Origin of the sequence: Sphingomonas sp. CFBP 13720 (assembly GCF_014842075.1) — a bacterium.
GTDB lineage: Bacteria > Pseudomonadota > Alphaproteobacteria > Sphingomonadales > Sphingomonadaceae > Sphingomonas.
Genome location: NZ_JACYVA010000007.1, coordinates 146,679 through 169,451, shown reverse-complemented (window position 1 = coordinate 169,451; position 22,773 = coordinate 146,679). Strand labels below are relative to the sequence as shown.

The window sequence follows — 22,773 nt, the reverse complement described above, 5'->3', positions numbered from 1 at the left end:
CTTCACCGGCTTCGTCCACCTCGCCGCCGCCATGATCTGGCTACGGTGAATGTCGATCCCGCCTAGCTGACCGCAAGCGATGCGGGACAAGGCTTTGCCGCCAAAGACGGCGGCAGGGCGGGGCTGGGCGAATGTCGTGCAGGTCATACGGTCGCCGTCCCGATGAATGTCGATCCGCGTCAGGAACGGAAGCACGCCCGTCCGAAAACCCCCCGCGCATTCGGCTTCGCGGTTATCCCAGCACGCAGTCGTCGAACAGCCCCGTCATCACCGTCGACGCATAGAGCTTCACCGCCTGTTCGCGCGGCATGGTCCCGGCCCATTTGCGCATGTCGAACGCCGCGTTCTGCAACGCCATTACCGCCTGCGCCGCCACGGGGGGATCGACCGCGCGGATCGATCCTTCGGCGATGCCGTCGCTGATCGTACCGGCGAAGCGCCGGGCGATGCGGTTCGACCGGTCGACCATCGCCTGTCGCACCGACAGCGGCAGGCCGGACAATGCGGTGGTGCGCAACAACGGGGCCACATCGGCGAACTGCGCATCGACGAGGATCGCCAGCGCGCTCGACAGCCGTTGCCAATGGCTGCCACCGACCCGGTCGGCGGCCTGTTGCGCGGCGGTGATCGTGTCGAAGCTGCGCCGATAGCACGCGGTGACCAGATCGTCCTTGGCGTCGAGATGGTGGTAGAACGACCCCTTGGTGACGTTCAGTTCGGCGGCGATCCGCTGCACCGACGCACCGCGATAGCCGAGTTCGTTGATGAGCCGGGTCGCCGCGCGCAGGAACGCGTCCTGCCCCGCTTCGTCCCCCATCGGCAGCGCCAGCGGATGCGGGGTCCAGTGCCGGTCCGGCGCGGCGAGACCGTGCGCGAACACGTCCATCAACCGTGCCTCGACCCGCGCATATTGGTCGGGTTCGTATCGGTCGATCCACACGGTCATCCAAAAGCTGTTTTCCAGCAAGACGTGCGCCCGCGCACCGTTCAGATCCTTGTGTGCCCGGTCGGCGGGATTGCCCCACAGCGTCCGGGTCTTGCGAAACACCTCGCGCCAGCTTTGCAACAGCCGTCCCTTGAACGGGTCTTCCATCGCACGCAGGTCGGCCAGCACGGCGACGGGGCGTTCGTCGCCGGCAACGATCCGCCGTTGCCGTTCGAAGTGGATCGACAGGAACCGCGCGACGCGTGCCTGCGGCGTGGGTTCCGCCAGCGCCCGATCCAGCGTCGTTTGCAGCCATTCGAGCGTATGGTCGAAGGCGGCAGCGGCCAAATCCTCTTTCCGCTTGAAATAATAGGTGACGCTGGTGGTATTCAGACCCACCCGACGCGCGACATCGGCAAAGGTCATTCCCTTTGCACTCGCTTCGTTGATCGCCTCGGCCGCCGCTGCCAGAATGGCGTCGCGTTTGGCGAGATAGCGGTCGGTGGCTCCGTCGGTACTGCTCATGCCCGCCCCCCTAGCAGATCGGGTGTGCCGCCCGAAGTAGCTATTCACCGGTGAACCACGTGCGTCGGCGTCGCTTCCCGAACATCGGGTATGGCGGCACCGCCCATGACGCACCGCGCAGGAACGAAAACGATATCCGGTGCTTGAGGTATGAGTTCACACGGAGTTCTATTATGGCCGACGTCCTGCTGCCCCCGATCCGGTACGCCACCAGCATCGAACGACCGGAGCCGGACGAAGCGGAGACGATCGCCGATCTGAATCGATCGTTCGACACGATCCTCGAAACCACGTCGCAGGACTACAGCAAGGCGGTGCGCGCGGTACATGCCAAGGCGCACGGCATCCTGCGAGCCGAGCTGACGGTACACCCTGGTCTGCCGCGCGAACTCGCCCAGGGACTGTTCGCGACGCCCGCGACGCATCCGGTGTGGATGCGCTTCTCGACCAATCCCGGCGATATTCTCGACGACAGCATCGGGCTGCCGCGTGGTCTGGCGTGGAAGGTGTTGGACGTCGAGGGCGATCGGTTGCCGGGTGCGCACGGTAGGACGCAGGACTTCGTCATGGTCAACGGCCCAGCCTTCGCCGCGCCGACGCCGAAGAAATTCGCCGGTAATCTCAAACTGTTGTCGAAAACGACGGACAAGGCGGAATGGGCCAAGAAGGCGCTGTCGTTCGTGTTGCGCGGTGCCGAGGCCGCGCTGGAGGCGGTCGGCACGGAAAGCGCGCTGCTCAAGAATATGGGCGGAGCGAAGAACGTCCATCCGCTCGGCGAGACCTATTTTTCCGCAGTGCCGTTCCGCCATGGCGAGTATGTCGCGAAATATCAGGTGGTGCCGGTATCAGCCGATCTGACCGCGCTGACCGATATCGTAATCGATGCGTCGGGCCGGCCGAACGCGATCCGCGAGGATATGCAGGCGTCGATGAAAGGCGTCGAGGGTGTCTGGGAAGTCCGTGTCCAGTTGCTGCGCAATGCGGAAGCGCAACCGATCGAGGATGCCAGCGTCGAGTGGCCGGAGGACGTCAGCCCGTTCCAGACCGTCGCCACGCTTCGCGCCACGTCACAGGATAGCTGGGCGGCGGAAAAGGTGGCGGAGGTCGACGAGAATCTCCGGTTCAGCGTCTGGACCGGGCTGACCGCGCACCAACCGCTCGGCGGCGTCAACCGCGTGCGACGGCCGGTCTACGAACATTCGGCGGACTATCGGCGTCGATTCAACGGCTGTCCGCTGCACGAACCGGGATAAGTGCGGCCTCGACGGGTCAACGCCGTACCGGAACACAGGTCGTCGGACGGATCGCGGCACAGGCGCGCGTCGCCTCCCCGCTCGACGCATAGGGTCCGACCTGCAACTTGGTGATCGCACCCGACGCTTCGTAAAAGGCTTGGCGTCCGGCAAATCGGGCCGACACCTGACCCCATAGACCGCGCGCGTTGCCGGGGTCGCGAAACGCGCCGAGTTGGACGCGCCAGTCGCCGTCGCGGACCGGCGCAGCAACGGTGCGTACCGGTCCAGCGGCAGCGCGGACCGGAGCCGCGGCCTTTACTGACGGCGACGTGCGCACAGGCGGCGTCGTGACGGCGGTCTGTACGGCGGGGGCGGTCGGCATGCGCCCGGCGCGCGCCTCATATTCGCGCGCCATTACCAGTGCCGCCTGTCGATCGGGCAGGGGGATATGCCGGTCCATTTCCGCCAGCGTCCCCGCCGCCTGCGGCAGGGTCGCCGACGCCCGCGTCATCAGCGCATAGGCCCGCCGCCAGTCCTTCGGCACCGCATCGCCGTTGAACAGCATCGTGCCCAGCACGAACTGCGCCCGCGCCTCCCCACGCGCGGCCGATTTCTCCAGCCACCGCGCCGCTTCGGCACGCTTGCCGTTCTGGAACAGGATCAGGCCGTAATTATCCTCCGCCTGCGGATGCCCCTGCTGCGCGGCACGGGCGTACCAGCCCTCCGCCTCCGCCAGATCGAGCGGCACGCCGCGACCCAGCTTGTACGCCTGTCCCAGATTGAACTGCGCATCGGGATCGCCCGCGACCGCCGGCGGACGCCATTCGCGCACCGCCGTCGCCCAGTCGCCCCGCGACCACGCATCGACGCCGGCCTTCACATCGGCCACCCCCGGCGCCGCCATCAGCATCGCGCCCGCTCCAATCAGCCACACCGCGCGCATCGCATTCCCCTTCGTCCTTCTCCGTCCGGGGATATCAGTGCGGCCCCGAGTTCGGAAAGCATTTCATCGCCGAACGGTGTTAACCAGTTCTTATCCCTGCTCTGCGATCCGTCGGTCTCGGCAAACAGGGGGCTTGTCCGCATGCGCGTACTCGCGGTGGCATCGCAGAAGGGGGGATCGGGCAAGACGACGCTGTCGGGCCATCTCGCCGTGCAGGCCCAGCGCGCGGGTGCCGGCCCCGTGGTGATGATCGACATCGATCCGCAAGGGTCGCTGGCCGACTGGTGGAACGAACGCGACACCGAATTTCCCGCTTTCGCCCAAACCACGGTCGCGCGCCTTGCCGCCGATCTGGAAACGCTGCGGGCGCATGGGTTCAAGCTGGCGGTGATCGACACCCCGCCCGCGATCACCCCGGCGATCCAGAGCGTCATCGCCGTCGCCGAACTGGTGGTCGTGCCGACCCGGCCCAGCCCGCACGACCTGCGCGCCGTCGGGGCGACCGTAGACCTGTGCGACCGCGCCGGAAAGCCGCTGGTCTTCGTCGTCAACGCCGCCACCCCCGGCGCACGGATCACGGCGGAAGCGACGATGGCGTTGTCGCAGCACGGCATCGTCGCACCGGTGACGGTCCATCACCGCGTCGATTTCGCATCGTCGATGGTCGATGGCCGGACCGTTATGGAACTGGACCCCGCATCCCGGTCCAGCGGCGAGATCGAGGCATTGTGGACCTATGTCCACGACCGGCTGGAAAAGAACTTCCGCCGCACCGTGTTCGCGGTGCCGACCGCCGCGCGTCCCGGACAGCGTCCGGCCGGCGGCTTCGGCCGTCGGGGGGTCGGTTGACGATGACGCCGCCGCGTCCCGTATCGCCGGTCGCGTCCGGCCTGCTGGCCCGCAAGGGCGAAGCCCGCCCGGCGATGCGTCCGCACGCCGGCGGGCCGGGCGACGACGACCTTGGCTGGAACGATATCGGCCTGCCCGAAACGGTCCCGCCGGTGCTGCGGCAACGGGCGGAGTTGCAGGGGCTGGCAAGTCCGGCAGCGGGGGATGTGGTGACGCTGCACCTCGATACCGACCGGCTGTGGCGGCTGCGCCTTGCCGCCGCGATCCGCAACGTCGGTCCCGACGCGATCCTGACGCAGGCACTCGACCGGTTTCTCGCGACCGTTCCCGAAGTCGATGCGTTGGTGCGCCGGTTGACGGACACCGGCACCGAAGGGAGTACATCATGAAGTCCCGTATGCTCGCCACGATCTCGCTTGCCGGCGGCATGTTGTGCGGATCGCTGGGGGCGATCGCCACCGGATCGGTCGCGTCGGCCGCCGACGATGCACGTACCGCTCCGCGTTTCGCGGAAAAGGCCGGCGCGGCGCTGGCGAAGCGCAAGGGCGCGACCGCCGTCCGCTTCGCCGAACAGGCGGTGGCGCTCGCCCCGCGCGATGCTGCGTATCGCGCCCTGCTGGGCCGCGCCTATCTGGCGGCAGGACGGTTCGGTTCGGCTGCGCAGGCGTTGACCGATACGCTCGCGCTCGATCCCGCCGATGGCCGTTCCGCGCTCAATCTCGCGTTGGCGCAGATCGCGACCGGGGACTGGTTCGCGGCGCGGGGCACGCTGACGGCGCATGCGGAACGGATCGTTCCTGCCGACCATGGCCTTGCGCTGGCGCTGGCAGGCGATCCATCGGGCGGCATGGCGATGCTGGCCGATGCTGCGCGCGATCCGGCGGCGACCGCGACGGTGCGGCAGAATCTGGCGCTGGTACTGGCGCTCAACGGTCGGTGGATCGAGGCACGGGCAGTCGCGGCGGTCGACATGGCTCCCGATCACGTCGATCGGCGGCTGGGGGAATGGGCCGAGTTCGCCCGGCCTGGCACGGCGGCGCAACAGGTCGCGGCACTGCTTGGCGTCACGCCGGTCGCGGATCGCGGGCAACCGCTGCAACTGGCACTCGCCCCCGAACCTTCTACACCGGTGGCGGCGGTAGCTTGGAAGGAAGCGATGCCGGCTGCGCCATCGTCGTTGGCACTGGTTGCGCCGCCCGGGACCGTACCGCCTGCGCCGTCGTCGGCCGCTGTTACCGGACCGACAGGCATCGGTCCGGTCCTTGTCGAACCGTCCGCTTCCCCGGCCATCGCGACGGGGGTCCATTTTGCGCCCTATCGTGCGATCGTCCAGGCACTGCCGGCCGTTCCGGTACGGCTGGCCGCACCGCGCGCCGCGCCGGCCCCGCCGGTCACGGGCAGCTATTTCGTACAACTCGGCGCCTATCCCGATGTCGCCAGTGCCCGCGACGGCTGGCACCGCGTCCGTCGCGGTAATGCGCGGCTGACCAATCTGTCGCCGCAGGGCGTTCAGGCAACGGTAAGGGGCGTCCGCTATTACCGGTTGTCGGTCGGCGGGTTCACGCGGAACGAAGCGTTGCAGCTATGCCGCGACCTTCGCAACCGCAGCACGCGCTGTTTCGTCCGCAACCATGTCGGGGAACGGCTCGCCAGTTGGGCGCGCCCGATCCGGATGGCTTCGCGTTGAAGCGACCGGTTAACGCGGTGCGGCGGTTAGACCGCGCCGCAGCATCCCGCTAGGGCCGGCGTCCCAGAGTTTCCCAGTCCTCTCCCAGGAGGAGCGGCGCGTTCCCTTACAGGAACGCGCCGCCTTTGATCGTCTGAACGACGCGTCCCTGCACCGGCAGTCCGTCGAACGGGGTGTTGCCCGCCTTTCCGGCGAAGGCATCGCCCCGGACCTGCCACGGCGCGTCGCGATCGATCACGATCAGGTCGGCGGGCGCGCCCGACGCCAGCGTGCCGGTATCCAGCCCCAGCAACGCCGCCGGGTTGGCGGACAACAGCGCGAACAGCCGGTCCAGTTCGATCACCCCGTCGCGCACGAGGCCAAGTCCCATCGGCAACAGCGTTTCCGCTCCCGCCATACCCGGTTCTGAATCGGCAAAGGGCAGCCGCTTGGCTTCGGGGCCGCGCGGGTCGTGGCCCGAACACAGAATGTCGATCGTCCCGTCGCGCAGCGCCTCGCGCGCCGCGCGCCGGTCGCTTTCGCTGCGCAGGGGCGGGGACAGATGCGCGAAGGTGCGGAAATCGCTCATCGCGATATCGGACAGGTACAGATGCGCGGGTGTGATCCCGCACGTTACCGCCACGCCACGACGCTTCGCTGCGCGGATCAAGTCGAACCCCGCCGCCGTCGTCACCTGCCGGAAATGGAGCCGCGCGCCGGTATCCTCAGCCAGCATCACGTCGCGCGCGATTGCCAGCGGCTCGGCGATGGCGGGCGCTGATGGAAGTCCCAGCCTGGTCGCCGTCTCGCCCGCCGTCGCCACCGCGTCGCCGGCCAGTCCGCCGTCCTCGGCATGGACAATCACGGTCAGTCCGCAATCGCGGGCATAGGCCAGCACCTTGCGCATCACGCCGCTGTCGGCGATCCATCGGCGCCCGGTGGCGACCGCCGCCGCGCCCGCTTCGGCGTTGATCGCCATTTCTGCCAGATCGATGCCCGTTAGCCCGCGCGTGGCTGCTGCGATCGGATGGATCCACAGATCGGGTTTACCCATATGCGCCGCGCGCGCGACGATGCCGGGGCCGTCGAGCACCGGAACCTGATCGGGCATCAGTCCCACGCGCACGATCCCGCCCGCCTTGCACGCCGCCACGTCGATCCCGAAAACGCCCAGATCCACGATGGCGGGCGCGATCAGCTTGCCCGACAGATCGATCCGCGTTGCATCGTCCAGTCCCACCGCCGACGAAACGATCCGGTCGCCGAAGACGACCAGATCGCCGTGGCTCACGCCGTTCGTCGGGCACACGCGGGTCGCGCCGGTGAAGATGATGCTCATGACCAGCCCTCCACACCGCGGCTTCGCCGGGTCAGCACATCGAGACACGCCATCCGCACGGCCACGCCCATTTCGACCTGTTCGGTGATCGCCGACCGTTCGGTATCGTCGGCGACGTCGCTGGTAATCTCGACCCCCCGGTTCATCGGGCCGGGATGCATCACCAGCGCGCCTGGTTCGGCACGTTTCAGCCGCTCGCGCGTCAGCCCGTAGCGCAGGTGATATTCGCGGGTCGACGGAATGAAGCCGCCGTTCATCCGTTCGTTCTGCAACCGCAGCATCATCACCACGTCCGCCCCCGCCAGCGCCGCGTCGAAATCGGTGAACGGGGTGACCCCCATCGCCTCGATCGACTCGGGCATCAGCGTTGCGGGGGCGGCGACCCGAACCTCCGCCGCCAGCGTGGTCAGCGCGAGGATGTTCGACCGCGCGACCCGGCTGTGCAGGATATCGCCACAGATCACGACGCGCTTGTAGGCGATCGAACCCAGCCGGCGGCGGATGGTCAACGCGTCGAGCAGCGCCTGTGTCGGATGTTCATGCCATCCATCGCCTGCATTCAGCACCGGACAATCGACCTTGTCCGCGATCAACTGCACCGCGCCCGACGATCCGTGGCGGATGACGATCACGTCGGCGCGCATCGCGTTCAACGTGACGGCGGTGTCGATCAGCGTCTCGCCCTTCTTCACGCTCGACTGGCCGGCATGCATGTTGACCACGTCGGCCCCCAGCCTTTTGCCCGCGATCTCGAACGACAGCAGCGTCCGCGTGCTGTTTTCAAAGAACGCGTTGATCTGCGTGACGCCTTCCAGCCGACGATCGCCGGGTGCGCGGTTGCGGTTCGCGTCGATCCATTGTTCCGCTTCGTCGAGCAGGAACAGGATCTCATGGGGCTGCAACCCCTCGATTCCGGTCAGGTGGCGATGCGGAAAGACGGCGCCGCCATCGATCATGGCGGCGGGGCGGTGGTCGGACAGGGACATGAGACGGCCGGTTACGCCGCGCCGTTGCCCCGCGCAAGCCGCTGCCACCCGCGTCCTTCATGTCCGAACGAAAAAGCATTCGGATGGATGATCTCGGCGAGGATCTCGGCCGATTCCACCAGCCTCGGGCCGGGACGGTTGAAGAAATGATGCCCGTCGGCAACGAACACCCGGTCCTCGCACACGGCTTTCAGCCGCGACCAGCCGGGCCGGCCGGTCAGCGGCGACAGGTCGCCCAGCGTCTGCGCGATCTGGAACCCGCATGGCATCATCACGATCACGTCGGGATCGGCATCGACCAGCGCGTCCCATTCAGCCCATGGCGAATGCTGTCCGGCTTCGGCGAACAGGCTGATGCCGCCCGCCGCGTCGATCAATTCGGGCACCCAGTTTCCTGCGACCATCAGCGGATCGATCCACTCGACCGCCGCCACCGTGGGTCGCGTTGGTTGCGCCGCCGCCGTCGCGGCGATGGCGGCAAGCCGCTGCTTCAGCTTCGCAACCACCGGCGGCGCGCGTTCGGGCACGCCCAGCGCCTGCGCCACCCGGCCGAAATCGCCCCATACGTCGCCAAGATCGTTGGGCGCGAGCGACACGAGCACCGGGTCCTGTCCTTGCCACGCGCACAGCGCCTCTACCAGATCGTCGGGCGTGACGGCGCAGACCGCGCATTGCGACTGGGTTAGTACGACATGCGGCGCCAGGTCGCGCATCGTCGGCGCGTCGACTTCGTAACAGGACAGCCCTGCGGTCACGATCGCTTGCACCCGATCGTCGATCAACCGCGACGGCAACCCCTTTTCAATGCGGGTCGACGTTAGCCGGGGCAGGGCGGTCACTTCGGGGGGGAAATCGCATTCATGGCTCCGCCCGACCAGATCGTTGCCGAAGCCCAGCGCGACGGCGATCTCGGTGGCGCTGGGCAGCAGCGATACGATACGGGGCATGGAATGATTATCCTGTAAAATCAGAGCAGCGGGACGTGGACCAGCGCGTCGATCGCACCTTGCAGGATATACGCCGCCGCCAGCTTGTCGACCCGCTCGGCCCGTTTGGCGCGGCTCAGATCCTCCGCGATCATCTGGCGCTCCACCGCAACGGTCGACCAGCGCTCGTCCCACAGAAAGATCGGCAGCCCGATATCGTCGAGGTTGCGGGCGAATGCGCGGACCGATTGCGTCCGGGGCGAATCGCTGCCGTCCATGTTGAGCGGCAGGCCGATGACGATACCGCGCACCGATTGCTGCCGAATCAGCGTCTGCAACTGCACCTTGTCGGCGCTGAACTTCGTGCGGACGACCAGCACCGCCGGGCTGGCGAAGCTCCACCCGGCGTCGCACAGCGCAGTGCCGATCGCTTTCGTCCCTACGTCCAGCCCGATCAGCCGCCCACCGTCAGGCAGCACATCGCGGAAAACGCTACGGTCCTCGGTAATCATCGGCCCTCCCACGTCGCCAAGCGACGTAGTGCATCGCTGCGAACATTCGCCCAGAACAGACTGTAATCATACACATGCCAGTTGTTGCCGGGCAGGACATAAGGACCAAGATCGGGCGGATCGCTGCCGATCGACAGGAACCCGCGGCCCTCGCACCGTCCCGGGATCAGTCCCGGCGTCAGCACGGCGTTCTCCAGCGACGCTTCCGGAACCAGCGTTCCGGCGTTGGCAGAAGCCGCCGCGGCGGCGTTGGCGGTTCCGGTCAGCGGGTTGGTGCAGACCATCGGCGTTCCGGCGCGGGGCCGTCCATCGAAGCCGGTGGTCGCATCGAACGTATCGACGATCAGCGACGGATCGGCCGGTTCGGCAAAACTCTGCCACGACAACAGGCATCGCGCCTGTGCCGGCGTCGTGCATTCGGGCAGGCCCATCGCGGCAAGGTCGGTCGCCTTCGATACCGGCCAGCCGACGACATAGGCCGCGACTACCCGCCGCGCGATCGGCGTTCCCGCCACCCGATCGCGCAACAGGTGGGTCAGGTGCAGCGCGCCCTGACTATGCCCCGCAAGGATGATCGGCGCGTTGGGATCGATCTCGCGCAGGAATTGCTCGAACGCGGCGGCTACGTCGCCATGTGCCAGCCCGAGGGCCTGTTTCGCGCTTGCTTCGCTGGTCAGGAACGCGCCGAACGTCGCCTGACGATAGCGTGGCGCCCATACCCGACCAGCGGCGGCGAACGCGCTGGCTTGTCCGCGCAGGAACACCTGCGCCCGGCCGTTTGTCTCGGGATCGTCCAGCGGCGCATTCCACCGGTCGGTCCCGACGAACGACGTGGGATGGATGAAGAATATCTCGGCCCGGCCCGGCGCGACCTTTGCGAATCCCGGCGGCAGCCAGTCGACGGGCGTGTCGGTCAACCCCGGTCGCGCGAACCACATTTGCCGGTCGGCATAGCCATTGGCGGCGACGGCCGGCTCCGCCTTGAACGCGACGCCCGGAACCAGCGTCCGCCGCAACAACTGGACGCCGAACAGGCGGTAGGCGAACGCCGCCGCGATCGCGAGCACGATCAGCGCGGCGACGACATACAGGAACTTGCGCGCCAATCGGACCTCCTCGGGGCGATGCGTGCGCCGGCCCCGTGGGTGCTTGTGGGGCGGGGGCGGGGATGCTAGCCGCACGGCCATGTCCGTCGAACCTGCAACCGTCAAGCGCGTGGCCGGCCTTGCCCGCATCGCGATCACCGAGGACGAGGCTGCGCGCCTCGCGCCCGAACTAGGCAACATCCTTGGCTGGATCGAGCAACTGGGCGAGGTTGATACCAGCGGCGTCGAACCGATGACCGCCGTGATCCCCAACCATCTGCGCCTGCGCGACGATGTCGTCACCGACGGCAACGTACGCGACCGGGTCCTGGCCAATGCGCCGCAGGGCGACCATGGCTTCTTTACCGTTCCGAAGGTGATCGAATAGTGTCCGACCTGACCGACCTTGGCGTCGCCGCCATTCGCGACGGCGTGCGCGACGGCAGTTTTTCCGCGCGCGAAGTGGCCGGCGCCTTCATCGACGCTGTTGCTGCAGCGAAGCCGCTCAACGCCTTCCTCGTCGAAACGCCCGACCATGCGATTGCCGCCGCGCAGGCCGCCGACGATGCCCGCGCGGCGGGCGATACGCTGCGTCCGCTGGCCGGCGTTCCGATCGGCATGAAGGACCTGTTCTGCACGCAGGGCGTCGAGACGACGGCGGCGAGCGACATCCTGAAAGGCTTCGTGCCGCAATATGAATCGACGGTGTCGGGCAATTTGTGGGCTGCCGGCGCGGGGATGCTCGGCAAGCTCAACCTCGACCAGTTCGCGATGGGGTCTTCCAACGAAACCAGCGCGTTCGGCAACGTCGTCTCGCCGTGGCGTCGGCCGGGCGACACCGCGCCGTTGGCTCCCGGCGGATCATCGGGCGGATCGTCGGCGGCGATCGCGGCACGGTTGTGCCCGGCGGCGACCGGCACGGATACCGGCGGTTCGATCCGTCAGCCCGCCGCGTTCGTCGGCATCACCGGGATCAAGCCGACCTATGGTCGCTGTTCGCGCTTCGGTGTCGTCGCCTTCGCTTCGTCGCTCGATCAGGCGGGACCGATGGCGCGCGACGTGCGCGACTGTGCGATCATGCTGGAGGCGATGGCCGGGTTCGATCCGAAGGATGCGACCTCGCTCGACCTGCCGGTGCCCGCGTGGGAGGCTGGCCTCGACGCGAACCTGAACGGCAAGCGCGTCGGCATTCCGAAGGAGTATCGGGTCGACGGCATGCCCGCAGAGATCGAAACGCTGTGGCAGCGCGGGATCGACTGGCTGAAGGATGCCGGTGCCGAGATCGTCGAGGTATCGCTGCCGCATACGAAGTACGCACTGCCCGCCTATTACATCATCGCCCCGGCAGAGGCGTCGTCCAACCTCGCCCGCTATGACGGCGTGCGCTATGGTCAGCGCGTGCTGCCCGAAGGGGCGGGGTTGCAGGACATGTATGCCGCGACCCGTGCTGCCGGCTTCGGTGACGAGGTCAAGCGCCGCATCCTGATCGGCACCTATGTGCTGTCGGCGGGCTTCTACGACGCCTATTATACGCAGGCGCAGAAAGTCCGCGCGCTGATCGCCCGCGATTTCGAGCAGGCATGGGAACAGTGCGACGTGCTGCTGACCCCGACCGCGCCATCCGCCGCGTTCGCGCTGGGCGAAAAGAGCGCCGATCCGATCGCAATGTACCTGAACGACGTCTTCACCGTGCCGTCGTCACTGGCCGGGTTGCCCGCGATGAGCGTGCCCGGCGGCCTCGACAAGGATGGGCTGCCGCTGGGGTTGCAGATCATCGGCAAGCCGCTGGACGAACAGGGCGTGCTCAATGCCGGACTGGCAATCGAGCAACGCGCCGGCTTCGTCGCCCGTCCGGGAAAGTGGTGGTAGGTTGAGCGGCTGGGACTTCCTTGGCGAGGGGGTCGAACTGGCCTTCGAGTTGATCGTCGACCTGTTGGATCGATCTGACAAGAAGGACCAGCAGAACGCTCCCCCGCCGCCTGCACCGCGTGCCCCGCCCGAAGATTGCGCCTGAGAGTATGACAATGACCGAATCCACCTACCGCATCCGTGGCGCGACCGGCGACTGGGAAGTCGTGATCGGGCTAGAAGTCCATGCCCAGATCACGTCGAATGCCAAGCTGTTCTCCGGCGCGGCGACCGCGTTCGGTGCGGAGCCGAACACGCAGGTGTCGCTGGTCGACGCCGCGATGCCGGGCATGCTGCCCACGCCGAACCGCGAATGTATCCGTCAGGCGGTGCGCACCGGCATGGCGATCGACGCGCAGATCAACAAATGGTCGCGGTTCGACCGCAAGAATTATTTTTATGCCGATTTGCCGCAGGGATATCAGATTTCCCAGCTTTATCATCCGCTTGTCGGCGAAGGTTCGATCGATATCGAAGTCGATGACACGACGAAGGCGATCGGGATCGAGCGTATCCACGTCGAACAGGATGCCGGCAAGCTGATCCACGACCAGCATCCGACCCGGTCCTATGTCGACCTGAACCGGTCGGGTGTGGCGCTGATGGAAATCGTCAGCCGCCCCGACATGCGTTCACCCGCCGAAGCAGGTGCCTATGTCCGCAAGCTGCGCACGATCCTGCGCTATGTCGGGTCGTGCGACGGCAATATGGAAGAAGGGTCGATGCGTGCCGACGTCAACGTGTCGGTCCGCCGTCCGGGGGACGAATTCGGCACGCGCACCGAAACGAAGAACGTGAATTCGGTGCGGTTCGTGATGGCGACGATCGAATATGAGGCGAAGCGGCAGGTCGAGGTGCTGGAGGATGGCGGTCGCATCGTTCAGGAAACCCGCCTGTTCGACCCCGACAAGAGCGTCACCCGGTCGATGCGGTCGAAGGAAGATGCCCACGACTATCGCTACTTCCCCGATCCCGACCTGCTGCCGCTCGAACTCGACGACGCATTCCTCGCCGAATGTCGCGATTCGCTGCCCGAACTGCCCGATGCCAAGCGCACGCGGTACGAGGGCGATCTGGGCCTGTCGCCGTACAATGCCGCGGTATTGACCGCCGAAGTCGAAACCGCCCGTTGGTTCGAAGCGCTGCTGGCCGAATGCGGTTCGGATGTTGCCGCAAAGTCTGCCGCTAACTGGTTGATATCCGACCTGTATGGTGCGCTGAACCGGCTTGGGAAGAGCATCGAGGACAGCCCGGTGTCGCCTGCGCAGGGTGCAGAACTGCTCCGGCTCGTCGCCGATGGCACGCTGTCGGGCACGTTGTCCAAACAAGTGTTCGAGATCATGCTGGAAACCGGACAGGATGCTGGTGCGATCGTCGAGGAACGTGGTCTGAAGCAGACCAGCGACACCGGCGCGATTGAGGCGGTCATTGCCGATGTGATGGCGAAGAACGCGGACAAGGTCACGGATTATCGCGGCGGCAAGGACAAGCTGTTCGGATTTTTCGTCGGACAGACGATGAAGGCGATGGGCGGCAAGGCTAATCCCGGCGTGGTCAACGAACTGCTGAAAAAGGCGCTCGACTGATTGCGCGCTGCTACGCGCCGATCGCCAACGGCGGCGGGGCGTAGCACGGGACGGTCGTCCACGGGATCAGCGGCGGCGTTGATACACCCGGTTACCCGGGCCGGTGACGCTGACCCGTGCCTTGCTGCCATCCGGGGTCGTCCATACAACCTGATTGCTGGCACCGGTAATGCGGATCGCACCTTTCGCTGCCAGATCGACTTCGACCCGGTTTCCGGCTCCCTCGATTACCAACTGGGTACAGCGGCCGGTGACCCGCATGATATTGCTTGCATCGGAAATGGTCGCGACACCGCCGTCGCAGTCCAGTTCGGACGTTTCGCCGGCATCGCCGAAATCGGATTGCGCGAGGACGTGCGTTGCCAGAAGCATCACGGCGGCAATGGTCGGGATCGATCGCAAATCGCTGCTCCTATGACGTTCACCCACGGGATAGCGGTGTTCGCCGGCCCGGCAAAGCCGGACCAGCGAACGGAGTCGAGCCTTACTGGCCGTCGCCTTCCTGATTGCGGACGACGCCGCCCGACCCACCGGCGCTGCCCGCCGGTTCGACCGGATCGGTCGGCGACGTCGCACCAGCATCGGTCCCTGCACGCTCCACATCGCCGTTCACGGCATCGACCGCCTGTTCGATATCGCTCCGGCGGTCGGTGTCGGCGTCGGGAACGCTGTCGGGATGGGGGCTGCGGTCGCGGTCGCTCATGACGGGGTTCCTTCCATGACAGGTTGTCCGGGCACCGGCGTCACACCGGGATCGCCGAACGGCTGGGGACTGGGGATGTCGATATCCGGGCCGGGCACGTCGATTTCCGGGGGCGGTGCGGTCGGCTGGCCCGGTTCGGTCTGCGGCACGGGCTGTTCCGGCGGTGGCGTAACGGGCGCTACGCCGGGATCGGGGGCGGGGGTCTCTGCGGGAATCGGTGGTTCGACGGGCATGGGATCGCATCTCCTTGTCGGGGTCCAACGCCCGTCCGCCGCCGGGGTTGCGGGCCGTCGCGCAAGCTGCGATGCGTGGCGGCTTGCCCCGACGCGCGTGCCTGCTATAGACGCGCCCGTGCCGGCGGTGTCCGCTCGGCGGGCGTGGCGGAACTGGTAGACGCGCTGGATTTAGGTTCCAGTATCGAAAGATGTGGGGGTTCGACTCCCTTCGCCCGCACCAGCACACCGCCGACGCTTCGTCGACGCTGGAGCCGCTTCCATTCGATTCCTTTGACGAAAGCCTTGAGAATGCAGACTGTCGAGACGTTGAACGAGGGCCTCAAGCGCGCCTATACGCTCACCATCGCCGCCGCGGATATCGACGCCAAGGTCGAGGCCGAGGTAAAGCGCGTCGCGCCGACCGTGAAGATGCCCGGCTTTCGTCCCGGCAAGGTGCCGGCCAACCTGATCCGCAAGATGCATGGTCCGGCGCTGGCACAGGACGCGCTGAACAGCTCGATCCAGGACGGCATCCAGACGCTGATCGCGCAGCAGAAGCTGCGTCCGGCCACCGCACCGCAGGTGTCGCTCGACGGCGAGTACGAGGCGGGCCAGGACGCGTCGATCCGGGTCGAACTGGAAGTGCTGCCCGACGTGCCGGCACCCGCGATCGATGATCTGAAGCTGGAGCGGCTGACCGTTCCTGCCGACGACGCCGTCGTCGACGCGCAGCTGGAACAGCTCGCCTCGAACAACAAGCGTCATGACGACGCGCCGGAGGGCCACGAGGCCGCGACCGGTGATCTGGTCGTGATGGATTTTGTCGGCAAGGTCGACGGCGTGGCATTCGACGGCGGCACCGGTGAAGCAATGTCGATCGAAATCGGATCGGGTCGCCTGATCCCCGGCTTCGAGGACCAGTTGGTCGGCGTCAAGGTCGGCGACGAGAAGCAGATCAACGTGAATTTCCCGGACGACTATCAGGCCGAAAACCTGAAGGGGAAGGCGGCAACGTTCGACCTGAAGATCACTGCGGTGAAGGTCGCGGCCGAAGGCGCGCCGGACGACGAATTTGCCAAGTCGCTGGGCCTCGAAAGCCTCGAACAGCTGCGTGGCCTGCTCAAGGGACAGGTCGAGCAGGAACTGAACGGCCTGACCCGCACGCATATGAAGCGCAAGCTTCTGGATCAGCTGGCCGCCGGCCACGACTTCGACGTACCGCCGTCGATGGTCGAAGCCGAATTCGAACAGATCTGGGCACAGTTGCAGCATGAAGCCGGCCATGAAGCCGACCCGGAAGCGGCACGCGCCGAACTGGAAGCTGAGCGCGACGATTACCGCCAGATCGCGGTGCGCCGCGTCCGTCTGGGCCTGCTCCTGTCGGAGATCGGTCAGGCGAACGGCGTCGAGGTGACACAGCAGGAAATGCAGCGTCTGATCGCACAGGCCGCGCAGCAATATGGTCCCGAGGATCGCCAGCGCTTCATGCAGTATGTCCAGCAGGAGCCGATGGCGGCTGCCCAGCTGCGTGCGCCGCTGTATGAAGACAAGGTCGTCGACTTCCTGTTCGGCAAGGCGGAGATCACCGATCGTGAAGTGACGCGCGAGGAACTGGAAGCCGAGATCGAGAGCGAGGAAGGCGCGGTGCCGCACGTCCATGGCCCCGATTGCAATCACGACCACGACCACAGCCACAACCACGCTGACGACGCGACGCCGGTGACCGCAAAGGACATCGAACCTGCCGCAGCGGATGCGTCGGCGGAAGCCGAGGCACCCAAGAAGAAGGCAGCGACGAAGAAGGCGCCCGCCAAAAAGGCCGAGCCGGTCGACGGCGATGCGGAGCCGGCGACGGCGGACGCAGCCCCGGCAAAGAAGCCGCGTGCAAAGAAGAAGGTCGAGGCAGAGACCAGCGAAGACTGATCTTTCCGCCCCGTTCCGACGATGATCGAACCGCCCGTTTCCGTTGGAAGCGGGCGGTTCGTTCGTTCTGGCAGGGTACTCGGGCAACATCCGACGCGGTAGCGGTCCGATGTTCCGGGCCACCTTGCATCCCCGCTCACCGGATGAAGCCGGTCCGGTCTCGTTCCGGGGCGGCAAGTATTCCTGCTTGCCCTGCTTCGATGTTGCCTTCCGGCATTAAGACGCTAACTCAAGCAGCTATGACCATCACCGTTGCTGTACTGCTGCCCTGCTACAACGAGGAAGCTGCGATCGCGGCGACCGTTGCGGGGTTTCACGCTTCGCTCCCCGGTGCGACGGTCTATGTCTATGACAACAACTCGTCGGATCGGACGGTGGAGTTCGCGCGTGCAGCGGGCGCGGTGGTGCGAACCGAACGGATTCAGGGGAAGGGTGCGGTCGTGCGGCGGATGTTCGCCGACGTCGACGCCGACATTTATATCATGGCCGACGGGGACGCGACCTACGATCCTCAGGCCGCACCTGCGCTGGTCGACCGGTTGATCGATGAACAACTCGACATGGTGGTCGGTCAACGCGTGAGCGACGCGGCGCTCGCCTATCGTCGCGGGCATCGTTTCGGCAACGCGATGCTGACGGGCATGTTGTCCCGGCTGTTCGGGCGCAGCTTCACCGATATCCTGTCGGGCTATCGCGTGTTTTCGCGGCGGTTCGTCAAAAGCTTTCCGTCATTATCGGCGGGGTTCGAGATCGAGACGGAGATCAGCGTCCACGCGCTGGAACTGCGCATGCCGGTCGCGGAGGTCGCCACCCGGTATTTCGCCCGGCCGGAGGGGTCCGAATCGAAACTGTCGACCTATGGCGACGGCTTCCGCATCGCGCGCACCATCGCCACGCTCTACCGCATCGAACGGCCATTGTGGTTCTTCGGTGCGATCGGGCTGCTGCTTGCGCTGGTGGCGGTGATCCTCGCGATCCCGTTGGCGATCACCTATGTCGATACGGGGCTGGTGCCGCGTTTTCCGACCGCCATTCTGGCCACCGGTCTCGTCCTTCTCGCCTCGCTGTGCCTGTTCAGTGGACTGATTCTCGACACCGTCGTGCGCGGGCGGCGTGAGATGCGGCGGCTGGCCTATCTCGCGCATCCGGCGCCGGGCGGGGGCGCGGCCGCGCGGCCAACCCCCGAAACCGCTGCACCGCGGACCGTGTAGGGCAAGGCGCCCGACCGTTTCGCCCCTTGCGTACCCTTGCCCGAGCGCCGATGTAGGGCATCGAAATCTACTAGCGGGAACCCAATGCAGGACATTCACGACGGCCTCGTCCCCATCGTCATCGAACAATCGAGTCGTGGCGAGCGCAGCTTCGACATCTTTTCGCGCCTGCTGCGCGAACGCATCGTTTTCGTGACGGGCGGAGTCGAGGACCAGATGGCCTCGCTCATCACCGCGCAGCTGCTGTTCCTCGAATCGGAAAATCCGAAGAAGGACATCTGGATGTACATCAACTCGCCGGGCGGGGTGGTGACGGCCGGCATGGCGATCCACGACACGATGCAGTATATCCGTCCGCGCGTCGGAACGGTCTGCATCGGTCAGGCAGCGTCGATGGGCAGTTTCCTGCTCGCGTCGGGTGAACCGGGCATGCGCGTCGCGCTGACCAACGCGCGGATCATGGTGCATCAGCCGTCGGGCGGGGCACAGGGCATGGCATCGGATATCGAAATCCAGGCCAAGGAAATCCTGCGCATCCGTCGCCGGATGAACGACCTGTATGCGAAATATACCGGCAAGCCGCTGGACGTGATCGAACGGGCGATGGACCGCGACACGTTCCTCGAAGCGGACGAAGCCAAGGAATTCGGTCTGGTGGACCAGGTGTTCGACAAGCGTCCCGGCGCTGCCGAAGACACGACGTCGCCGACCTGACCTGCGTGATCCGCAGCGTCGCCGTGTCCGGCGGCGACGCTGCGGGTGTCGAAGGGTAGTATTTATCGGATTGCCGGATGGTAGCCTGCGTGTATCCTGTCAGGCGGAAAGACGCGTCCATATGGCGCGGGAGATGATTTGAATGACGAAGCTCAGCGGCGGCGACTCCAAGAGCACCCTGTACTGCTCGTTCTGCGGCAAGTCGCAGCATGAGGTGCGCAAGCTGATCGCGGGGCCGACCGTGTTCATCTGCGACGAATGCGTCGAACTGTGCAACGACATCATCCGTGAGGAGACGAAGTCGGCACTGGTCGCCAAGAAGGACGGCGGCGTTCCCGCGCCGCAGGAAATCTGCAACGTGCTCGACGATTATGTGATTGGACAGAAGCAGGCCAAGCGCGTGCTGTCGGTCGCGGTTCACAACCACTATAAGCGGTTGAATTACGGTCAGAAGGGCGCGGACGTCGAACTCGCGAAGTCGAACATCCTGCTCGTCGGGCCGACAGGTTGCGGCAAGACGTTGCTGGCGCAGACGCTGGCGCGCATCCTCGACGTGCCGTTCACCATGGCCGATGCCACGACGCTGACCGAAGCCGGCTATGTCGGTGAGGATGTCGAGAACATCATCCTGAAGCTGCTCCAGGCGTCCGACTATAATGTCGAGCGCGCGCAGCGCGGGATCGTGTACATCGACGAGATCGACAAGATCAGCCGCAAGGCCGAAAACCCGTCGATCACGCGCGACGTATCGGGTGAGGGTGTGCAGCAGGCGCTGCTCAAGCTGATGGAGGGCACCACCGCGTCGGTGCCGCCACAGGGCGGGCGCAAGCATCCGCAGCAGGAATTCCTGCAGGTCGACACGACGAACATCCTGTTCATCTGCGGCGGTGCCTTTTCGGGTCTCGAAAAGATCATCGCCGACCGGTTGCAGGGCAAGTCGATCGGCTTCGGTGCCTATGTCGCCGCACCGGAGGAACGCCGCACCGGCGAGATACTGCGTCAGACCGAGCCGGAGGATCTGCTCAAGTTCGGCCTGATCCCGGAATTCGTCGGTCGTCTGCCGGTGATCGCCACGCTGGAAGACCTCGACGTGTCGGCGCTCATCAAGATCCTGACCGAACCGAAGAACGCGCTGGTCAAGCAGTATCAGAAGCTGTTCGACATGGAGGGCGTGAAGCTCGGCTTCAACGACGAGGCGCTGGTGTCGGTGTCGAAGAAGGCGATCGAACGCAAGACCGGCGCGCGTGGCCTGCGCTCGATCCTCGAAGGCATCCTGCTCGATACGATGTTCGACCTGCCGTCGATGGATGGCGTGGACGAGGTAGTGGTCGACAAGGACGTGATCGAGGGGCGCAAGGAACCGGTGCGCGTCTATGCCGAAAAACAGAAGACCGGCGACGCCGCCTGATCCGGGCGACGATACCATGATCGGAAGGGCGTCGGGCGACCGGCGCCCTTTTTCGTTCGGGGCTTTCCGCGCACAAGTGCTGCGGTAAGCATGGGTAGAAGACCGTGCTTCGCCGAAGCGCCGCCGCCCGTTCCACCATCATCCGACGAGCCGACCACCATGCCCATCGACCTGATCTGCCTCGATGCCGACGATACGCTCTGGCACAATATGCGTCATTTCCATGAGGCGCAGGCGGCATTCACAGCGATGCTGCGACCGTTCGTGTCCGCCGACGTCGCGCATCAAACGCTCGAAGCATGCGAGATGCGCAATCTCCGCCTCTACGGCTATGGGGCCAAGGGGTTCACGCTGTCGATGATCGAGACCGCGATCGAACTCGGCGGCGAGCGCCTGCCTGCGGGCGTCATCGCCGACATTCTTGCCGCCGGTCGCCGCCTGCTCGCCCATCCCGTCGAACTGTTGCACGGGATCGAAGCGACGATGGACGCGCTGGCGGCGCGCGGGCGGCTGGTGCTGGTGACGAAAGGCGACCTGTTGCATCAGGAAGCCAAGCTGGCCGCATCGGGGCTAGGCGACCGGTTCGCGGGCGTGGAGATCGTCAGCGACAAGACCGAAGCGACTTTCACCCGCCTGTTCGCCCGATACGGCGTCGCCGCTGAACGCGCGGTGATGGCGGGCGATTCGATGCGGTCAGATGTATTGCCTGCGCTCGCGGCGGGTGCGTGGGCGGCGCATATTCCACAGAAAGGGGCTTGGGCGCACGAGGCGGGGCAGGACCCGCACGACCATCCGCGTTTCCGCCGCCTGCCCGATCTGGCCGCGCTGCCCGATTGGATCGACACGATCGGCGGATAAATCCGGCGTCGCCCGGACCCATCCGAACGCCCGTGCATTGCTTTAGCGTAACGATCGAGGAGTCAGGATGACCAGCGCAGACGACGGACAGGCAACCGTAGCGGCCGAACAAGGCGAAACCGTCGTAACCCCCGCCGCGAAACGTGCGTTGCTTGATCGCACCGCGCTTCCCCTATGGTCGCTGGTGATTCCGGTGTTGGGGCTGATCGCCATCCTGCTGAACCTCGCCAAATCGAGCGGCATCGGCACGGTCGCGGCCGCAGCGGTCATGATCGGGTGCGTCATCGCGGCGGTCCATCATGCCGAGGTCGTCGCGCACAAGGTCGGTGAGCCGTTCGGCACGCTGGTACTCGCGGTCGCCGTGACGGTGATCGAAGTGTCGCTGATCGTATCGCTGATGCTGTCGGGATCGGGCGATGTCGCCACGCTGGCGCGCGATACCGTGTTCGCCGCGATCATGATCATCCTGAACTTCATCGTCGGAATCTGCCTGTTGGTCGGTGGCCTGCGCCATCACGAGCAACGGTTCGTCCTGCGCGGCGTCAGTGCTGCGCTGTCGGTGCTGGCGGCGATGGCAGTGCTGTCGCTCGTTCTGCCGAACTACACGTCCACGATCGCCGGGCCGACATTGTCGCCATCGCAGTTGACGTTCGTCGCGGTCGTCTCGCTCATTCTCTACGCGACGTTCGTCATGGTGCAGACGGTGCGCCACCGCGATTATTTCCTGCCGGCGGTCGACGGTGCGTTGCCCAAAGACGCACATGCCGAACCGCCTGAAGCGCGTACGGCGTGGATCGCGTTCGGGGTGCTGTTGATAGCGCTCGTCGGCGTGGTGCTGTTGGCCAAGGATCTGTCGCCGACGATCGAGGCGGCGGTGCTCGGCGCCGGACTTCCGCTGACCGTCGTCGGCATCCTGATCGCCGGACTGGTCCTTGCGCCCGAGAGCCTTGCCGCCGTGAAAGCCGCCCGCAAGGATCGGCTTCAGACCAGCCTGAACCTCGCCATGGGGTCGGCGCTGGCCACGATCGGCCTGACCATCCCCAGCGTGGCGATCGTGTCGCTGGTGATGGGATGGCCGTTGTCACTGGGCATCGATGCCAAGTCGACCGTGTTGTTCGCGCTGTCGTTATTGGTGGCGACGCTGACGCTGGGCAACGGGCGGACGACGGTGCTGGCCGGCATCGTCCACCTGACAATCTTCGCGGCCTATCTGTTCATTACCGTCGTACCGTAACCCCGACGGGGAGCCGATACGC

Annotated in this window: 25 protein-coding genes and 1 tRNA gene; 15 read left to right on the top strand and 11 right to left on the bottom strand. The window is 66.1% G+C overall.

The window, feature by feature from the left end:
* Nucleotides 1-195, bottom strand: a 195-nt coding sequence (locus IFT55_RS17245; RefSeq protein WP_206757253.1) for a hypothetical protein, incomplete at its 3' end; no start/stop codon positions are given.
* A gap of 37 nt (nucleotides 196-232) precedes the next feature.
* Entirely contained in the window at nucleotides 233-1,450 is a 1,218-nt protein-coding gene (locus tag IFT55_RS14390; RefSeq protein ID WP_192093033.1) for a TetR/AcrR family transcriptional regulator, read from the bottom strand.
* A gap of 173 nt (nucleotides 1,451-1,623) precedes the next feature.
* On the opposite strand from IFT55_RS14390, the gene IFT55_RS14385 reads away from it, so the two are divergent.
* The gene (locus tag IFT55_RS14385; RefSeq protein ID WP_192093032.1) at nucleotides 1,624-2,703 is read left to right on the top strand and encodes a catalase family protein; all 1,080 of its coding nucleotides are present in this window, start codon (nucleotides 1,624-1,626) and stop codon (nucleotides 2,701-2,703) included.
* A 16-nt stretch (nucleotides 2,704-2,719) separates the two neighbouring features.
* On the opposite strand, the gene IFT55_RS14380 is transcribed toward IFT55_RS14385, so the two are convergent.
* Complete coding sequence (locus IFT55_RS14380; RefSeq protein ID WP_192093031.1) at nucleotides 2,720-3,628, bottom strand: SPOR domain-containing protein; 909 nt, start codon at nucleotides 3,626-3,628, stop codon at nucleotides 2,720-2,722.
* A gap of 141 nt (nucleotides 3,629-3,769) precedes the next feature.
* On the opposite strand from IFT55_RS14380, the gene IFT55_RS14375 reads away from it, so the two are divergent.
* From IFT55_RS14375 to IFT55_RS14365, 3 genes are read left to right on the top strand one after another with little or no spacing between them, the layout of a single operon-like run.
* Entirely contained in the window at nucleotides 3,770-4,477 is a 708-nt protein-coding gene (locus tag IFT55_RS14375) for a ParA family protein (RefSeq protein WP_192093030.1), read from the top strand.
* A 2-nt stretch (nucleotides 4,478-4,479) separates the two neighbouring features.
* On the top strand, nucleotides 4,480-4,866 hold the full coding sequence (locus IFT55_RS14370) for a hypothetical protein (RefSeq protein ID WP_192093029.1): 387 nt from the start codon (nucleotides 4,480-4,482) through the stop codon (nucleotides 4,864-4,866).
* Nucleotides 4,863-6,164, top strand: coding sequence for an SPOR domain-containing protein (locus IFT55_RS14365; protein WP_192093028.1), 1,302 nt, complete (start codon nucleotides 4,863-4,865; stop codon nucleotides 6,162-6,164). Before IFT55_RS14370 ends, IFT55_RS14365 begins: the two co-directional genes overlap by 4 nt.
* Before the next feature lie 106 nt (nucleotides 6,165-6,270).
* Here the strand turns inward: IFT55_RS14365 and IFT55_RS14360 are convergent, their stop codons facing one another.
* The 5 genes from IFT55_RS14360 to IFT55_RS14340 are packed head-to-tail and all read right to left on the bottom strand — an operon-like array spanning nucleotide 6,271 to nucleotide 11,012.
* Nucleotides 6,271-7,482, bottom strand: a complete 1,212-nt coding sequence (locus tag IFT55_RS14360) for a dihydroorotase (protein WP_192093027.1) — start codon at nucleotides 7,480-7,482, stop codon at nucleotides 6,271-6,273.
* Nucleotides 7,479-8,468, bottom strand: coding sequence for an aspartate carbamoyltransferase catalytic subunit (locus tag IFT55_RS14355; protein WP_192093026.1), 990 nt, complete (start codon nucleotides 8,466-8,468; stop codon nucleotides 7,479-7,481). The genes IFT55_RS14360 and IFT55_RS14355 overlap by 4 nt, the downstream gene beginning before the upstream one ends.
* Nucleotides 8,469-8,479: 11 nt before the next feature.
* The gene (locus IFT55_RS14350; protein ID WP_192093025.1) at nucleotides 8,480-9,415 is read right to left on the bottom strand and encodes a cobalamin-binding protein; all 936 of its coding nucleotides are present in this window, start codon (nucleotides 9,413-9,415) and stop codon (nucleotides 8,480-8,482) included.
* 20 nt (nucleotides 9,416-9,435) lie between these two features.
* Nucleotides 9,436-9,906 carry a Holliday junction resolvase RuvX gene (gene ruvX / locus IFT55_RS14345; protein WP_192093024.1) on the bottom strand — a complete coding sequence of 157 codons (471 nt, stop codon included), beginning with the start codon at nucleotides 9,904-9,906 and terminating at the stop codon, nucleotides 9,436-9,438.
* Nucleotides 9,903-11,012: a DUF3089 domain-containing protein gene (locus IFT55_RS14340; RefSeq protein WP_192093023.1), complete on the bottom strand. Its 1,110-nt coding sequence runs from the start codon at nucleotides 11,010-11,012 to the stop codon at nucleotides 9,903-9,905. Before IFT55_RS14340 ends, ruvX begins: the two co-directional genes overlap by 4 nt.
* A gap of 79 nt (nucleotides 11,013-11,091) precedes the next feature.
* Between IFT55_RS14340 and gatC the strand changes: the two genes are divergently transcribed.
* Genes gatC through gatB form a run of 4 tightly spaced genes read left to right on the top strand, consistent with a single transcriptional unit; the run spans nucleotide 11,092 to nucleotide 14,485 of the window.
* On the top strand, nucleotides 11,092-11,379 hold the full coding sequence (gene gatC, locus IFT55_RS14335; RefSeq protein ID WP_192093022.1) for an Asp-tRNA(Asn)/Glu-tRNA(Gln) amidotransferase subunit GatC: 288 nt from the start codon (nucleotides 11,092-11,094) through the stop codon (nucleotides 11,377-11,379).
* The gene (gene gatA, locus IFT55_RS14330) at nucleotides 11,379-12,860 is read left to right on the top strand and encodes an Asp-tRNA(Asn)/Glu-tRNA(Gln) amidotransferase subunit GatA (protein ID WP_192093021.1); all 1,482 of its coding nucleotides are present in this window, start codon (nucleotides 11,379-11,381) and stop codon (nucleotides 12,858-12,860) included. The genes gatC and gatA overlap by 1 nt, the downstream gene beginning before the upstream one ends.
* A 1-nt stretch (nucleotide 12,861) precedes the next feature.
* On the top strand, nucleotides 12,862-13,005 hold the full coding sequence (locus IFT55_RS14325) for a hypothetical protein (protein WP_192093020.1): 144 nt from the start codon (nucleotides 12,862-12,864) through the stop codon (nucleotides 13,003-13,005).
* A gap of 10 nt (nucleotides 13,006-13,015) precedes the next feature.
* Nucleotides 13,016-14,485 carry an Asp-tRNA(Asn)/Glu-tRNA(Gln) amidotransferase subunit GatB gene (gene gatB, locus IFT55_RS14320; protein ID WP_192093019.1) on the top strand — a complete coding sequence of 490 codons (1,470 nt, stop codon included), beginning with the start codon at nucleotides 13,016-13,018 and terminating at the stop codon, nucleotides 14,483-14,485.
* A 66-nt stretch (nucleotides 14,486-14,551) separates the two neighbouring features.
* Here the strand turns inward: gatB and IFT55_RS14315 are convergent, their stop codons facing one another.
* The 3 genes from IFT55_RS14315 to IFT55_RS14305 form a co-directional block, all read right to left on the bottom strand.
* On the bottom strand, nucleotides 14,552-14,887 hold the full coding sequence (locus IFT55_RS14315) for a DUF3060 domain-containing protein (protein WP_192093018.1): 336 nt from the start codon (nucleotides 14,885-14,887) through the stop codon (nucleotides 14,552-14,554).
* An 82-nt stretch (nucleotides 14,888-14,969) separates the two neighbouring features.
* Nucleotides 14,970-15,188 carry a hypothetical protein gene (locus IFT55_RS14310; protein WP_192093017.1) on the bottom strand — a complete coding sequence of 73 codons (219 nt, stop codon included), beginning with the start codon at nucleotides 15,186-15,188 and terminating at the stop codon, nucleotides 14,970-14,972.
* Nucleotides 15,185-15,421: a hypothetical protein gene (locus IFT55_RS14305; RefSeq protein ID WP_192093016.1), complete on the bottom strand. Its 237-nt coding sequence runs from the start codon at nucleotides 15,419-15,421 to the stop codon at nucleotides 15,185-15,187. The genes IFT55_RS14310 and IFT55_RS14305 overlap by 4 nt, the downstream gene beginning before the upstream one ends.
* 138 nt (nucleotides 15,422-15,559) lie before the next feature.
* Between IFT55_RS14305 and IFT55_RS14300 the strand changes: the two genes are divergently transcribed.
* The 7 genes from IFT55_RS14300 (at nucleotide 15,560) to IFT55_RS14270 (ending at nucleotide 22,751) form a co-directional block, all read left to right on the top strand.
* Nucleotides 15,560-15,644 (top strand) — tRNA-Leu (locus IFT55_RS14300).
* A gap of 68 nt (nucleotides 15,645-15,712) precedes the next feature.
* Nucleotides 15,713-17,326, top strand: coding sequence for a trigger factor (tig, locus tag IFT55_RS14295; protein ID WP_192093015.1), 1,614 nt, complete (start codon nucleotides 15,713-15,715; stop codon nucleotides 17,324-17,326).
* 239 nt (nucleotides 17,327-17,565) lie between these two features.
* Nucleotides 17,566-18,537, top strand: a complete 972-nt coding sequence (locus IFT55_RS14290) for a glycosyltransferase family 2 protein (protein WP_192093014.1) — start codon at nucleotides 17,566-17,568, stop codon at nucleotides 18,535-18,537.
* 84 nt (nucleotides 18,538-18,621) lie between these two features.
* Nucleotides 18,622-19,251, top strand: coding sequence for an ATP-dependent Clp protease proteolytic subunit (locus IFT55_RS14285; protein WP_192093013.1), 630 nt, complete (start codon nucleotides 18,622-18,624; stop codon nucleotides 19,249-19,251).
* Nucleotides 19,252-19,393: 142 nt separating this feature from the next.
* Nucleotides 19,394-20,659 (top strand): ATP-dependent Clp protease ATP-binding subunit ClpX, encoded by a 1,266-nt coding sequence (gene clpX / locus IFT55_RS14280; protein ID WP_192093012.1) that lies wholly within the window; start codon nucleotides 19,394-19,396, stop codon nucleotides 20,657-20,659.
* Nucleotides 20,660-20,818: 159 nt separating this feature from the next.
* Complete coding sequence (locus IFT55_RS14275) at nucleotides 20,819-21,517, top strand: HAD family hydrolase (RefSeq protein WP_192093011.1); 699 nt, start codon at nucleotides 20,819-20,821, stop codon at nucleotides 21,515-21,517.
* A 67-nt stretch (nucleotides 21,518-21,584) separates the two neighbouring features.
* Entirely contained in the window at nucleotides 21,585-22,751 is a 1,167-nt protein-coding gene (locus tag IFT55_RS14270) for a calcium:proton antiporter (RefSeq protein ID WP_192093010.1), read from the top strand.
* Nucleotides 22,752-22,773: the final 22 nt, after the last annotated feature.